The 14,669-nt window shown below is 59.0% G+C and carries 14 protein-coding genes; 7 read left to right on the top strand and 7 right to left on the bottom strand.

Going from position 1 to position 14,669, the window contains the following annotated elements:
- Positions 1–26 precede the first annotated feature (26 nt).
- The 4 genes from FGF54_RS12185 to FGF54_RS12200 all read right to left on the bottom strand — a co-directional run bounded on the left by FGF54_RS12185 (position 27) and on the right by FGF54_RS12200 (position 3,256).
- Positions 27–884, bottom strand: a complete 858-nt coding sequence (locus FGF54_RS12185) for a carbohydrate ABC transporter permease (protein ID WP_078052399.1) — start codon at positions 882–884, stop codon at positions 27–29.
- Complete coding sequence (locus FGF54_RS12190; protein ID WP_078052398.1) at positions 881–1,765, bottom strand: carbohydrate ABC transporter permease; 885 nt, start codon at positions 1,763–1,765, stop codon at positions 881–883. The genes FGF54_RS12185 and FGF54_RS12190 overlap by 4 nt, the downstream gene beginning before the upstream one ends.
- A 12-nt stretch (positions 1,766–1,777) precedes the next feature.
- Positions 1,778–2,959 carry a Gfo/Idh/MocA family protein gene (locus tag FGF54_RS12195; protein ID WP_142779805.1) on the bottom strand — a complete coding sequence of 394 codons (1,182 nt, stop codon included), beginning with the start codon at positions 2,957–2,959 and terminating at the stop codon, positions 1,778–1,780.
- Between the two features lie 120 nt (positions 2,960–3,079).
- Entirely contained in the window at positions 3,080–3,256 is a 177-nt protein-coding gene (locus FGF54_RS12200) for a hypothetical protein (RefSeq protein WP_246666946.1), read from the bottom strand.
- Positions 3,257–3,409: 153 nt separating this feature from the next.
- On the opposite strand from FGF54_RS12200, the gene FGF54_RS12205 reads away from it, so the two are divergent.
- From FGF54_RS12205 to FGF54_RS12220, 4 genes are read left to right on the top strand one after another with little or no spacing between them, the layout of a single operon-like run.
- Positions 3,410–4,162, top strand: coding sequence for a GntR family transcriptional regulator (locus FGF54_RS12205; protein ID WP_142779806.1), 753 nt, complete (start codon positions 3,410–3,412; stop codon positions 4,160–4,162).
- 28 nt (positions 4,163–4,190) lie between these two features.
- A complete protein-coding gene (locus tag FGF54_RS12210; protein ID WP_142779807.1) occupies positions 4,191–5,213 on the top strand; it encodes an SIS domain-containing protein in 1,023 nt (340 codons plus the stop codon).
- Positions 5,210–6,382, top strand: coding sequence for an N-acetylglucosamine-6-phosphate deacetylase (gene nagA, locus FGF54_RS12215; RefSeq protein ID WP_142779808.1), 1,173 nt, complete (start codon positions 5,210–5,212; stop codon positions 6,380–6,382). Before FGF54_RS12210 ends, nagA begins: the two co-directional genes overlap by 4 nt.
- Before the next feature lie 3 nt (positions 6,383–6,385).
- Positions 6,386–7,312, top strand: coding sequence for an ROK family protein (locus FGF54_RS12220; RefSeq protein WP_142779809.1), 927 nt, complete (start codon positions 6,386–6,388; stop codon positions 7,310–7,312).
- 6 nt (positions 7,313–7,318) lie between these two features.
- On the opposite strand, the gene FGF54_RS12225 is transcribed toward FGF54_RS12220, so the two are convergent.
- Positions 7,319–8,572, bottom strand: coding sequence for an FAD-dependent oxidoreductase (locus tag FGF54_RS12225; protein ID WP_142779810.1), 1,254 nt, complete (start codon positions 8,570–8,572; stop codon positions 7,319–7,321).
- A 30-nt stretch (positions 8,573–8,602) separates the two neighbouring features.
- Complete coding sequence (locus FGF54_RS12230; protein WP_020809495.1) at positions 8,603–9,304, bottom strand: phosphatase PAP2 family protein; 702 nt, start codon at positions 9,302–9,304, stop codon at positions 8,603–8,605.
- A gap of 189 nt (positions 9,305–9,493) precedes the next feature.
- Here FGF54_RS12230 and dxr point away from each other — a divergent pair, with 189 nt between their 5' ends.
- Complete coding sequence (gene dxr, locus FGF54_RS12235; protein ID WP_142779811.1) at positions 9,494–10,687, top strand: 1-deoxy-D-xylulose-5-phosphate reductoisomerase; 1,194 nt, start codon at positions 9,494–9,496, stop codon at positions 10,685–10,687.
- A gap of 35 nt (positions 10,688–10,722) precedes the next feature.
- On the opposite strand, the gene hemA is transcribed toward dxr, so the two are convergent.
- Positions 10,723–11,940, bottom strand: a complete 1,218-nt coding sequence (hemA, locus tag FGF54_RS12240; RefSeq protein WP_003521261.1) for a 5-aminolevulinate synthase — start codon at positions 11,938–11,940, stop codon at positions 10,723–10,725.
- 370 nt (positions 11,941–12,310) lie between these two features.
- Here hemA and FGF54_RS12245 point away from each other — a divergent pair, with 370 nt between their 5' ends.
- Entirely contained in the window at positions 12,311–12,562 is a 252-nt protein-coding gene (locus tag FGF54_RS12245; protein ID WP_003504940.1) for a YMGG-like glycine zipper-containing protein, read from the top strand.
- Positions 12,563–12,737: 175 nt separating this feature from the next.
- Positions 12,738–14,663 (top strand): autotransporter assembly complex family protein, encoded by a 1,926-nt coding sequence (locus FGF54_RS12250; RefSeq protein ID WP_142779812.1) that lies wholly within the window; start codon positions 12,738–12,740, stop codon positions 14,661–14,663.
- The last annotated feature ends 6 nt before the right edge of the window (positions 14,664–14,669 follow it).

The raw sequence follows: 14,669 nt of genomic DNA on the forward strand, positions 1-14,669 counted from the left end.
GTTTTGGTGGTCGTTCCGGTTATTGATTATTTCACCGCGCCTGCGGTTAGCCCGCCGACGAGATATCGTTGCATCAGGAAAATCGCGATCATCGCTGGCGCGATACCGACGAAGCTCGCTGCCATAAGTTCGTTCCAGACGACTTCTTGCCGGCCGAAATAGGCAAACAGGCCCACGGGCAGCGGCATATATTCGGTCTTGGAATTGAACGTCAGCGCGTAGATGAATTGCTGCGCATAGGCCTCGATAAACGATGAGATTGCGACGACCGCTATGCCGGGCGTTGCTATGGGCAGGACAACCCGACGCAGGGTGTAAAGCCTGCTTGCACCATCGACATAAGCCGCCTCCTCCAGCTCTCGGGGTATGCGGCGCATATAGGTCACGAGGAGCAGGATGCCAGTTGGAATTATAAAAGCGACTCCGGGAATGATCATCGCGAAATAGGTATTCAATACGCCAATGGATCGCATGAGGCGAAACAATGGAATAAGCAGCACGGCTCCCGAGAACATCTTAACAGCAAGAAATATTCCCAATAGCAAACCCGCGCCTTTGAAGTTAAAGCGGGCAAACGCGTATGAAGCGGGTATCACGAGTGCAAGAACGATGAGCGTAATGCTCCCCGCGATGAAAAAGGAGTTGAAAATATAAAGCGCAAAGCCAGGCACGCTGACCCACATCGTCCGGTAGGCCTCGAAGGAGCCGTTCTCGGGCCAAAACTTATAAGGGGACGAAAACAGCAGGCTGAGCGGTTTCAGCGAAACCAGAAAGCCTTCCACGAAGGGCGCCAGCACGAAGGTTAGGAACACGGCGACGCCGCAATAAATCCCGACAACCTCATACCACCTGTAGCGGTTGATCATCGCATTTTTGTCGGTCATCGGCTGGCCTCCTGCGAGATACGGCTGGTGATGCGGAAATAAAAGAAGGTGAAGATCGACAGGAAGATGCAGATCAGCACGGCGCGCGCGGCACCTTCACCATATTTGTAAGCTCCTATCGCCGTCTTGTAGGTATCGATGATCATTGTCGTGGTTTCGCCGTTTGGACCACCACGCGTAAGAATCCAGATGATATCGAAAGAATTGAAGGTCGAAATCAGTGACAGGACCGACATGGTGATCATGGCGGGCAGCATCAGAGGCAGGGTGATACGGCGAAAGCGGTAGGCGCGGCTGGCGCCATCGGTCCACGCCGCCTCGTAGAGGTCCTGCGGAATGGACTGGATGGCGGCCAGCAAATAGAGCGTCACCATCGGCACACCAATCCAGACATCGGTGACGACCGTCGCCCAGAAGGCCGTGTTGCCATAGGCAAGGAACGCAACCGGGCCATCCACCAGGCCGAGGTTCTGGAGCACCCCGGAAATCATGCCGAACTGGCCGTTATACATCCAGCCCCACATGAAGATGCCGATAGCCATCGGCACGATCCATGGCGGCATGGTCAGGATGCGGAACAGCGCCCGGCCGGGCACGGCCGAATTCAGCAAGACCGCACCGAATGTGCCGATGATCATCTTTATCGAGACGGAAAAGAACGTCCAGATAAAGGTCCGCGTGATGACATCGGCAAACGTCGCGTTGAAAATCTTCTCGTAGTTGATGAAGCCGACCCAATTCGTCACTTTTTTAAGCGATGCATCGGTGAACGACAGGATAAACGTATCCACGAGCGGGTAGGCAACGATTAGCGTGATATATAAAAGCGCCGGCAGAAGAAGAAACCAGGCGAAGACGACTGCGCTACGTTTTGCATCCATTGCCCACCCCCCTCAAGCCGATTTCACAGCGGGGGATTTCGGCTGCCCGTGCAGCGCCAGATCGTATTCCTCCCACACCGGCTTGAGATCGATCACTTTACGGCCATGGCGCGCTTCATCCATGGCAAGCGCCAGAATACCGGCCTCGATCGCATCGAGCGCGGAAACCGGAAGGGCCGCACCCTTGACGATATGGGCGATCACGTCCTCGGCCATCTGCTCGTCCGCACCGTAATGCTGCGAGAGCGCGGTCGCCGCCGAATAGGTCTTGGCCACGGTCTTTTCATTTGTCCGGGCATTATGCACGTTCAGAAAGCCGCGCACGAAATCGCCCTCAGCCATGCCCTTGGCGCCGATGACGCAGAAACGGCGGAAATCGTCGGGAACATTGAGATTGGTATGGAAGGCGAGCGATGCGCCGTTCTCATATTCGACGATCGCCGTCTGGTAATCGATGATGTCGCCGTCGCTGTCGAAGACCTTGTCGGAACCCATCCAGCCGCTCGGCTTGCGATGGTACACCTCCATGTCGTTGATGCCGTCATGCTGCGGCGCGTTTGCCGGCGTGAAGCTCTTGCGCCCGCCGAAGCTCGAGACGAAACGCGGCCGCGCACCGACCACGCCATTGTAGAGATCGAGGTCGTGGCAGCATTTTTCCAGCATGAAGGAGCCGGAATAATTCTCGTAACGCCGCCAGTCGCGCATGAAGAATGCGCCGTGATAGGGCGGGATATGCTCCGAGGCCTCGATGGAAACGACATCGCCCAGCTTGCCTTCCGCCTGTGCGGCGCGCAGATCGCGGTAGAGCGGGGAATAACGCAAAACCAGACCGACGAGCAGCCGCTCGTGACCGTGCTTGTTGAGCAGCCGGGCGAGTTCGAGGCTTTCCTCGATGCTGACGACGATGGGTTTTTCCGAGAAGATGGTGCAGCCGGCCTCAAGCCCGATACGGATATGTTCCAGATGCATGTGGTTCGGCGAGCCGATCATCAAGAGATCGAATTTTTCGTTTGCGATCAGCGCCTCGGGACTATCGTAAGCCTTACCGGCCGAAATGCCCTTTTCCAGCAGGCCCGGCAGGCCCGCCGGCGCGGGATCGACGTAACCGACGATCTCGAAATCCTTGTCGATCTCATGAAAAACGTAGCCCAGATAACCGAGACGGAATCCGAGTCCGATAATTCCCACCTTCATGAACTTTGTTCCCTGTTCATTCGTAATTCATTTTCGCAGAAGCGACCATTTCTGTGCTAGTCGTCCGGTTATCTGCGATAATTTCCTGCCACGATGAAATTAATTTTCACAACGGTCAAGCTAAATTCGATTTCGCAAACGCTGCCGCGAGTCGGAAACCGATTTTCCGGCGCGACGGATGCGAAACGGATCGCCGCCGACCACCGATGCAAAAAACAATACCAAAAAAATGCCAATCGTCCAGAGCAATTCCGTTATCGAGAAAATTTTTTTGGTTAATGCGAAAATATCAAGCATACAGCCTTATTATTCGGCAAAATATCGAAAAAACCACCGATTAATCGTACAAATCTAGCAATGGTTCTATTTTGGTATTGCCGATTGCGTGGCATATGATATAGCCAGAGCCGGCCATATCGCCGACCACATGGATCGTGACAGAGGTTATGGATGAACGGGGCAACGCTTAATCTGGACGACCTGCAATCAGGCGGCGGCCCGCTTTACCTGAAACTGCGCCAGACGATTGAAGACGCCATCAATGGCGGCCGCCTGAAACACGGCGACGCCCTGCCGCCGGAGCGGGATATCGCCGAAAGCGCCTGCGTCAGCCGCGTCACGGTACGCAAGGCGGTGGACGATCTCGTCCGCGACGGCCTTCTCGTTCGCCGGCACGGTTCGGGTACTTTCGTCGTCAAGCCCATCACCCGCATGCAGCAGCCCCTGACCAAACTCACCTCGTTTACCGAGGACATGCGCCGGCGCGGGATGACGGCGAGCACCCGCTGGCTGGACAGAGGCCTGTTCCACCCGACCGGCGACGAGATGATGGCGCTCGGCCTTTCCCAATCCGCCATGGTGGCGCGGCTCACGCGTCTGCGTCTTGCCAATGACCAGCCAATCGCACTCGAAGTCACCAGCCTGCCGGGCGATATCCTGCCTGACCCGCAACTGGTGGAAAACTCGCTTTATCTGGAGCTTGAGAAAAACGGCATTCGCCCGGTGCGCGCCATTCAGCGCATCTCCGCCCGTAACCTCACCGATGAGGAAACATTGCTGCTTGGGGTTCCGCCGGGTTCGGCAGCGCTTTCCGTTCAGCGAATGGCCTATCTGGAAAGCGGGCGCCTCATGGAAATATCCCGCGCGCTGTACCGCAGCGACGCCTATGACCTCGTCGCCGAACTGACGATGGGGCCCGAGTGACAAATCTCTTGATCAAGGACACGAAACGATGACAACCCTGATGCGCCAGGAAATCGATGAGATTCCCGATGCAGTCGCCCGCCTGCTGGACAATGCCAATGCCGACTTCCGGGAAGCCGGCGCTCACCTGAAGGCCCGTGACCCGGCCGTTATCGTCACCATTGCACGCGGCTCCTCCGACCACGCCGCGCATTTTCTGAAATATGCGATCGAATTGCAGACCGGGCTTCCCGTCGCTTCGCTCGGCCCCTCGCTCGCCTCGATCTACCAGACGAAACTGCGGCTGGACCGGGCGGCGGCCTTCGCCGTCTCGCAATCCGGCAAAAGCCCTGACATCGTCGCTCTGGCGGAAAGCGCCCGCAAGGGCGGCGCGCTTACCTTCTCGCTGGTCAACACCCTGCCCTCCCCGCTCGGTGAGGCGGCCAATCACGCCATCAATATCCAGGCGGGCCCTGAAAAAGCGGTGGCCGCAACCAAATCTTTCGTCAACTCCATCGTCGCCGGCCTCGCAATCCTTGCCGAATGGACGGAAGACAGCCTGCTCGCCAAAGCCGTCAGCGCCCTGCCGCAGAATTTCGCCAAGGCCATCGCACTCGACTGGAGCCAGATCGGCGAAGCGGTCAAGGGTGAGGAATCGCTCTATATGCTGGGCCGCGGTCCGGCGCTGGCCATTGCCGCGGAAGCCGCGCTGAAATGCAAGGAAACCTGCGAACTCCACGCGGAGGCCTATTCGTCGGCGGAAGTCATGCACGGCCCCGTTTCGCTGGTCGCACCGAAATTTCCCGTCATCGCTTTTGCCGCGCGTGATCGCGCCGAAACCTCCGTGACGGATATCGCGGCCGGTCTCGCCGGCAAGGGCGCAAGTGTTTTCGTTACCTCCGCAAAAGGCAGCCCGGCCAAGCCCCTGCCGTTTGTGGAAACCAATCACCCGCTGACCGACGCCCTGTTGCTGATCGCGCCGTTTTACGGCTTCATCGAGCAATTGTCGCGCGCCCGCGGCTTCAACCCGGATGCGCCCGTGGCATTGAAGAAGGTGACGGAAACCCAATGAGCAGCAGCAAGGCATTTGTCGGCGCCCGCATTTTCGATGGCGCCGCGTGGCACGATGGCAAAGCGCTCGTGACCGGTGATGGCCACGTTGCCGACATCGTCGACCGCGTATCCGTGCCCGCAGACGCCGAAATCATCGATGCGGAAGGACTGTTCATTGTGCCAGGCTTCATCGACCTTCAGGTCAATGGCGGCGGCGGCGTGATGTTCAACAACGAGCCGGACGTGGAAGGCATTGCCCGCATCTGCTCGGCCCATGCGCAATTCGGCACCACGGCGCTGATGGTCACACTCATCACAGACAGACCGGATATCACCGCCAAAGCCGCCGAAGCCGGCATCGCCGCGCACAAGGCAGGGGTGCCCGGCTTTCTCGGCCTGCATTTCGAAGGGCCGCATCTTTCCGTCGCACGCAAGGGCACCCATGATCCGGCGCTGATCCGACAGATGGAAACGGCAGATCTTGCGGTTCTGACGGGCTGCAAGGCGAAGCTTCCCTTCGTGCTGACAACCATCGCCCCGGAAAACGTAACCGAAGCGCAGGTCACAGCGCTGCACAAAGCCGGCATCGTCGTCAGCCTTGGCCATACCGATGTGGGCCTCAGCATCGCGACGGCCTATGCCGAGGCCGGCGCATCCATGGTGACACATCTCTTCAACGCCATGAGCCCGCTCGGCCATCGCGAACCGGGACTGGTGGGCGCGGCACTTTCGAACGGCAAGCTGGATTGCGGGCTGATCGCCGACGGCTTCCATGTCGATCCTGCAGCGATCGGCATTGCGCTTCGCGCCAAGAATAATCCCGGCCGCATTTTCCTCATCACCGACGCCATGTCCACCATCGGCACGGATGATGACGGTTTCGAACTGAACGGCAGGCGCGTCTATCGCAACGGCGGCAGGCTGACGCTGGCCGACGGCACGCTGGCGGGGGCGGATATCGATATGCTCTCCTGCATCCGCTTCATGCATGAAAAGCTGGACACACCGCTTGAAGAGGCCTTGAGAATGGCATCCGCCTATCCCGCCGAGGCGGTCGGCGCTTCCGGCAAGGGGAAGCTCCTGCCCGGCTTCGATGCGGATTTCGTCATGCTGACATCCGACCTTCAGATGCATTCGACATGGATCGGCGCAGAAAAAATCCACGATGCCACCCGTTCCGGAGCCTGAATCATGATCGTTTGTTTCGATATAGGCGGAACGACCATCAAGGGCGCGATTGCCTACGCTCCCGACGATATTCGACCCGTGCCGCGTATCCCGACGCCCAAGACCAGTTTCGAAGACTTCGCCGCCGGCCTGAAATCCGTCATCGACAATAGCGGCGGCATACCCGCCTGCGTGTCGCTGTCGATTGCCGGCGTCATTGATCCCGACACCGGCAAAGCCACTGTCGCCAATATTCAGAGCATCCATGGCAGGGTCTTGAAGGACGAGCTGGAAAAGGCGCTGAACCTTCCCGTCATCGTATCGAACGACGCGGATTGCTTCGTGATCGCCGAATCGGAAATCGGTTCCGGACGGGGTCATCGCGTGGTCTTCGGCGTCATCCTTGGTACGGGTGTCGGCGGCGGGCTGGTGATCGACGGCAAGCTCATCAACAGCGACGGCGGTTTCGCCGGCGAATGGGGACATGGGCCGGTGGCCGCGACATTGGCCGGAAATCCGCCGGTTTCGCTGCCGCGTTTCGAATGCGGTTGCGGGCTTACCGGCTGTGTCGATGCAATCGGCAGCGCCCGTGGCATGGAAAAACTGCATTCGCATCTTCACCAGCAGGCGATGACCAGCGAGGATATTATTGCAGCCTGGCAGGCGGGCGATCCGAAGGCCGCAAGAACCATCGATGTCCTTATCGATATTCTCGCCTCGCCTCTGGCAATGGTGATCAACGTGACCGGCGCAACCATCGTGCCGGTCGGTGGCGGACTTTCGAATTCGAAGGCGCTTCTCGCCGCTTTGGACGAGGTGGTAAGGAGCCGCATTCTCAGGCGCTTCGACCGCCCCCTGGTCGTGCCCGCCATCTGCCGCATCGAGCCGGGGCTGATCGGATCCGCCGTTATCGGGCTCAAATATGAGAAAGAAGCCGCCGGCACTGCCTGAGCGGCATCACATCGTCTCGATCTTTTCCCGGCGGAAACCCAGCCCCACCAGCCGGCCGGTCAAATGGGAAAGAAGCGGAAACCGCATGATGGCCAGCACAAAGGCTGGCGGTCCTTTCGGTTTTTCCGCATCGGCCCGGCCCTTCTTGCCGCCGATACGCATCATCCGCTGCAAAAATTGCGTGGCCTTGGTCGGGAAGGATCGCCGCTTTTCAATCGCGGCGAGATCGTCATCGGCAATGGCCCGGCCGGACACGAGCACCGGCACCAATATATTGGCAGCCGCAACCGCATCCTGAATCGCCAGATTAATGCCAACACCGCCGACGGGGGACATGGCGTGGGCCGCATCACCGATGCAGATCAGGCCGGGTTTCCACCAGCGCTTCAGCCGGTCGATACGGACGGTGAGGAGATGCACATCGTCCCAGCTCTTGAGCTCATCGAGCCTTTCGCGTGGGAAAGGGCAGATTTCCGCAACCCTGTCCCTGAAGGCTTCAATTCCTTGCAGCTTTATGTCGGCGAAAAATCCCTTTCGCACCACATAACCGCATTGCCAGTAATCGCCCCGGTTGATCATGACGAAACCCTGCCGCGAGCCGGCATGCCCCATGGTTTCCGTCGGATCGTCGGGCTGTCTCGAAAGGCGCATCCACAGCACCTCCGTCGGAATGCCGAAACGTTGCACTTCCAGCCCCGCCGCCTCGCGGACGGTGGAGTTGCGCCCATCCGCCCCCACCACCAGATCGGCCTCAATCTCGATGATGCCTTCCGGCGTGCTGACCGTGAGACCGCCGACATGCCCGCCGCGCTCGATCAGTCCGGCCACCGGCGCATTCATCAGCAATCGGAAATTTTCGTATTGCCCCGCCTTGCCGACGATGAAATTGAGAAAATCCCATTGCGGCATAAAGGCGATGAAGCGGTGGCGGACCGGCAGGCGGGAAAAATCCGCTATCGTGATACGCTCGCCGCCGATAACCGCATTCAGCCTTGGCGCACGCGTATGCGGTAGGCTCAGGAACTCATCGATGAAACCGAGTTGCTCCATCAATTCAAGCGTCGAAGGGTGGATGGTGTCGCCGCGAAAATCGCGGAGAAAATCCCCGTGTTTCTCGACGACGACGACATCGATACCGCTGCGCGCGAGCAACAGGCCAAGCATCATGCCAGCCGGCCCGCCGCCGGCCACGGCGACGGACGTGCGGATGTGCTGAACGGCCCTGCCGTCATTTTCCGGAGCGATTGTCGCTTCTTCCATCACCTTCCCCCTACATCCCGCTTTAGGTCCTTATCGTGTATCCGCCGCCGGGAGGTTTGCATTCTTCGGCTGCGGCCAGCCCTGTGCATCGAACCGGAACAGCATCTCGGACCGGGCAAAGATAAAGGCGAAGGCCATGGCCGTCCACATGCCGAGCAACAGCCCGGCGGCGACATCGCTTGGATAATGCGCGCCGACGATGACACGCGAAACGCCGATGACAAGGGCAAGCAGGAGAAACGCCCAGCGGAAGCGCGGCATCAACATGGCGAAAGCGCCGAAAAACGCCCCGGCGGCGGTCGAATGGCCTGAGGGGAAACTTTCATAGAGATTGTCGCCGGTAAATGGGGTGAGGCTATAGGCGCCCATTTCCAGCAGAAGCTCCGGCCGTGCCCGTCCTATCAGGAATTTCAGCGTATGGACGAGAATGCTCGCCGTTCCGATCGTCAGGAAGAAATAGGTAAGAAGCCGCCATGCCGTCCTCAGCCGTCCATTATAGGTCTGCGCCTTTAAAACCCGTGCGGCGACATAGGCCAATATCGCCAGAAGGCCGGTAGAATAGAGCATCCAGCGGAAGGTTCCGAAATCGGTAATGGCGCGATTGAAGGAGACCACGCCCCCTGGCAGCGCCTGCGCGCTTTCGGAAAGACGCGGATCAAAAGGAATGAAGACAAGGACCAGCACAAGGCTTGCCGCAAAAATCCACCCGCTGGAAACCAGAAAACGTCGCATCGATATCCTCTCATTGTTTTTCTTGCATATGGCTTTGCCTTCCGCAAAAACAATAGCCCCGGCTTTGTCCTTGTTATGGCTGGTTTTCGCGGGTAGAGGCTAAGGAATGTTGCCCGAAAGTGCATGGCGGTTTCGGGAAAAACGACGTGCACCGAGAGGTGCGAACCGGAAACGACCGACGGACTGAAAATGACGAATGCCAGTGAAATGCCACGCAAGTTGACAATATTGGGTTCGACCGGTTCGATCGGCACCAATACGCTGGATGTCGTCCGCCAACTGGGTGGCCGCGACGCATTCGAGATCAAGGCTTTGACCGGCGCGGGCAACATCGCTCTTCTGGCGGAACAGGCGCGGGAATTCGGCGCGCGGCTGGCGGTTACCGCCGAGGACGACAAATACGAAGCGCTGAAATCGGCCCTTGCCGGCACCGGCATCGAGGTTGCGGCAGGCAAATCCGGCCTCGAAGAGGCCGCGTTGACGGATGCCGGCTGGGTGATGGCGGCGATTGCCGGAACCCCCGGTCTTGCACCTACTCTTACAGCCGCGCGACGTGGCGCAGACATAGCGCTCGCCAACAAGGAATGCCTGGTTTCGGCTGGCGATGTTTTTCTGCGCACGGTCAAACAGGGCGGCGGCAGGCTGATCCCGGTCGACAGCGAACACAGCGCAATCTTCCAATGCCTGACGGGCGAACATAAGCAGGCCGTGGAACGCATCGTGCTGACCGCATCCGGCGGCCCATTCCGCACCTGGTCGCGCGAGGAGATGGCCAATGTCACGGCGGATATCGCCCGCGCCCATCCCAACTGGTCGATGGGGCTGAAGGTCTCCATCGGCAGCGCCTCCATGTTCAACAAGGGGCTTGAAATGATCGAGGCGAAATATCTCTTCGATCTCAGGCCCGATCAGGTGGAGGTGATCGTCCACCCGCAGTCGATCATCCATTCGATGGTGGGTTACACCGACGGCTCCTATATCGCCCAGCTCGGCTCTCCCGACATGCGCACCGCTATTTCTTATGCCCTCACCTATCCGCAACGCGGCAATCTGAGTGTCGAGCGGCTGGATTTCGCAAAACTGGCGCGGCTCGATTTCGAAGCGCCGGATGAAGCCCGTTTCCCGGCGATCCGTCTGGCCCGCACCGCGCTGGAGCGCGGCGGTTTGCAGGGCGCTGCCCTGAACGCCGCCGAAGAGAGCGCCTTTCACGCTTTCGTTGCGGGCAATATCGGTTTTCTCGATATGGCCGAGATCGTCGAAACGGTCATGGACCGCATGCATGACGGCCGCTCCGCCGCCACGATTGAAGATGTGTTCGCAGCGGATGAGGAGGCCCGTCGTCACGCCCGCGAATTGATCGCCACGAAAGAAAAGGCCGCGTAAACGCGGCCCGGTCTTCTCTTATCTAAATTGCGGCCTCACGCCACCGCCCGCGCCAGCGCACAATGCGACCAGAGCTGGTGCAGCGCGCCGACCAGATGCTCGATATCGGCATCGCTGTGCAGCGGTGTCGGCGTAATACGCAGGCGCTCGGTCTTGCGCGGCACGGTCGGATAGTTGATCGGCTGCACATAGACGCCGTGATTGTCGAGCAGGATATCCGAAATCCATTTGCACTTGGCGGCATCGCCCACCATGACAGGCACGATGTGGCTTGGGTTGTCCATGTGCGGAATACCGCGCGCATCGAGAAGGCCGCGCAGCTTGCGCACCCGGTCCTGATGGCGGGCGCGCTCGAAGGGGCTTGCCTTCAGATGCTGGATCGACGCAATCGCGCCGGCGGCAAGCGACGGCGGCAGGGCCGTCGTGAAGATGAAGCCGGAAGCGAAAGAACGGATGAAGTCGCAGACCGCCGTGGAGCCGGTAATATAGCCGCCCATGACGCCGAAGGCCTTGCCAAGCGTTCCCTCGATAATCGTCAGGCGATCCATCAGGCCTTCCCGCTCGGCAATGCCGCCGCCGCGCGGTCCGTACATGCCAACGGCATGAACTTCGTCGAGATAGGTCATGGCGCCATAACGATCGGCCAGATCGCAGATTTCCTTGATCGGCGCGATATCGCCATCCATCGAATAAACGGATTCGAAGGCGATCAGCTTCGGCGCATTCGGATCCGCCGCCTTGAGCTTGGCTTCGAGGTCTTCGAGATCGTTGTGCTTCCAGATCACCCGCTCGCAGCGGCCGTAACGGATGCCTTCGATCATCGAAGCATGGTTGAGCGCATCCGAGAAAATGATCAGGCCCGGAATTTTCTGACCGAGCGTGCCGAGGGTGGCCCAGTTGGAGACATAACCCGAGGTGAAAATGAGTGCCGATTCCTTGCCGTGGAGATCGGCAAGTTCGCGCTCGAGCAGGACGTGATAGTGGTTGGTGCCAGAAATATTCCGGGTGCCTCCCGCACCCGCGCCACAGTGATCGATCGCGGCCTTCATGGCTTCGATGACTTTCGGGTTCTGGCCCATGCCGAGATAGTCGTTGGAGCACCAGACGGTCACATCCTTGCGCTCGCCATTGGCGTTATACCGTGTCGCACGGGGGAAATTACCCTGCTGGCGCTCGATATCCGCAAAAACGCGATAACGTCCCTCAGAATGCAGGCTTTGCAGTTCCGTCGTGAAAAATGCCTCGAAGTCCATGCCATGCTCCAGAATTGACCAGATCGTTTTCTGCCTCGACACCGGGACCGTCAACCCTTGCGGGCCACATTAACCGCGTCTGCGTCAATTCGCCGTTGTTTTGAACCATTCCAATAAACCGTTTATAGAAGCTGATGGAAAGTACAAAATTGATTCACATCAAAAAACCCGGATTTTTGGAACCTTTTTTACGCCGCGCCGTTGTTTGGGACGCAATCGATTTACGCTCGGAGGAATGCCGAAAGAGGAGGCTTCCCTAAACGACATCGAATTGTTAGTTATCTGTGGCGGTCGGAGGTAGCAGTCGCCGCAGATAAATATGGGACGCCTACCGAGCCGAAGAGCTCATTGTAACGTTGGAGAGAGTTTCATGAAAAAGGCAATCATATTTGCGCTCGTCGGCCTGTCGCTTGCAAGCTGCACGCAGACTGAAAAGGGAGCTTCCATCGGCGCCGTTTCCGGTGCTGTTATTGGTGGAGCTATCACGGGCAACGTTCGTGGCGCGGCAGTGGGTGCGGCAATCGGCGGCGTCGGCGGTGCCCTCATCGGCAATGCTTCCGAGCCGGGCTATTGCTATTATCGCGACCAGTACGGTCAGCGTTACACGGCGCGTTGCCGCTAATCGCTTCGCGAAATACCGTTGCACAGAAGCCCCGGTCACCCGGGGCTTTTTGCGTTTTGGGCGGCAAAACACCAGTCGAAGGGTCCTCAAAGCCGTTTATTTATGATTAAATTGCAATGTTAACGGACAGGAAACGGGTTAGGGCGACAATAAAGGCTCAACCATAAAGCAGCTTATGCGAAGAACACGAACTAACCCGAAGACAGGTATTGCGTATCGGAAAGCTGGCACCGCACTTGCGGTTGCTGTGACGTTCGCCCTGTATCCGGCGTTTACCCGTGATGCCTTTGCCTTCAAATTGTTCGGCATGCGCCTCTGGGGTTCGGAAGAACCGGAGGTCGAGGTTATCAACCCCGTTAAATACGCCGTCACGCTCGATGCCGCGGACGCCGATAAGTCCCTGAAAGACAGCCTGGAAAACAGTTCGCTTCTTCTTGCCGACAAGGACAAGCCCGCCTCCGGCGATCTTGGCCTTCTGATAAAGGCAAGAGACGACCGGGACAGGCTGATCGCGGCGCTTTATGAAAACGCCCGTTATGGCGGCATCGTCAAGGTCACCGTTGCCGGCAAGGATGTGGATAGCCTCCCGCCCAATCCGGTGTTCGATCATTCCGCTCCGGTGCCCGTGGTCATCACGGTTACGCCCGGCCCGGTCTTCAAACTCGGAAATGTCAGGCTTGAAGGCGATGTCACCGGCCGCAATCTTGAGGAATATGGCCTGACGACCGGCGGCGACGCGGGTTCTCTCGCCATCATCCGCGCCGGCAACAAGCTGATCGATGATCTGAAGGCCGAAGGCCGTCCACTTGCGAAGCTGACGAAACGCGAGGCCGTCGCCAATCACGCGACGAATACGGTCGATATCACCATGGCGGCCGAAGGCGGTCCCGTGGCGCCCCTCGGCACGGTCACCGTCACGGGTGAAAAAACCGTCGACGGCGATTTCATCCGCCGTTATTCGCGCCTCAATGGCGGCGAGCCCTATTCGCCGGAAAAACTGCGCAAGGCCGCCGACCGGCTGCGGCAGCTCGGCGTCTTTTCCAGCCTGACCATCAAGGAAGCGGGAACGCTGGCGCGCGACGGCACAATTCCGCTTACCATCGAGGTTTCGGAAGGCAAGCACCGCTATTTCGGCGTCGGTGCGCAATATTCCACCACCGAAGGTATCGGCCTCCAGGGTTATTGGGGCCACCGGAACGTGTTCGGACAGGCCGAATCGCTGCGTATCGAAGGTTCGGTTTCGCGCATCGCAGAGGCATCGAGCGTCGAAGGCATGGATTATTCGGCGGGCATCACTTTCACCAAGCCCGGCATGTTCAATCCGCGCACCACCTTCAAGACCAGCCTGATTGCCAAGACCGAACACCCCGATACATACGACGCCAAGACCGTGACTGGCACCGCCGGTTTCGCCTACGAGCTGAACGATACCGATACAGCCGCAGCCGGCCTCGAGGTGCAATGGGCCGATACGGAAGACGCATTCGGCAAGAACGAATATCTTACCACCTCCATCCCGCTGGAATTCGTTCGTGATACACGCGACGACAAACTGAACCCGACAGAAGGCTTTCGCGCCTCTGTGGCCGCCAAGCCAAGCTATGAAGCACTGAACGGCACCTTCTTCTCCTCTTTCGAAGGCTCCATTTCGGGCTACAAGGGACTTGGCGCCGAGGACCGGCTGATCATGGCCGGAAAGCTTTCCGGTGGCGTGCTGGTCGGCGGCAGCGATCTGCAGGACATACCCACCACCAGACGCTTTTATGCCGGCGGCGGCGGATCGGTACGCGGCTACAGCTATCAGGAAATATCGCCCTATAATGCCGCCGGCGACGCGACGGGCGGCCGCTCCTATGTCGTCGGCTCCATTGAGGCCCGCATCAAGGTCACCGATACGATCGGCATCGTCCCCTTCATCGATGCGGGTGTGGTTTCGGAAGACGTGACACCCGATTTTTCCGATATCCGGGCTGGCGCCGGTATCGGCCTGCGTTACGCAACGCCCTTCGGGCCTCTGCGTCTCGATGTCGCCATGCCGCTCGACAAATACGATGGCGGCAACAGTTTCGGCATTTATGCTGGCATCGGTCAGTCTTTTTAAACGCCG

It is taken from the genome of Agrobacterium sp. T29 (assembly GCF_006970545.1).
Lineage (GTDB): Bacteria > Pseudomonadota > Alphaproteobacteria > Rhizobiales > Rhizobiaceae > Agrobacterium > Agrobacterium leguminum.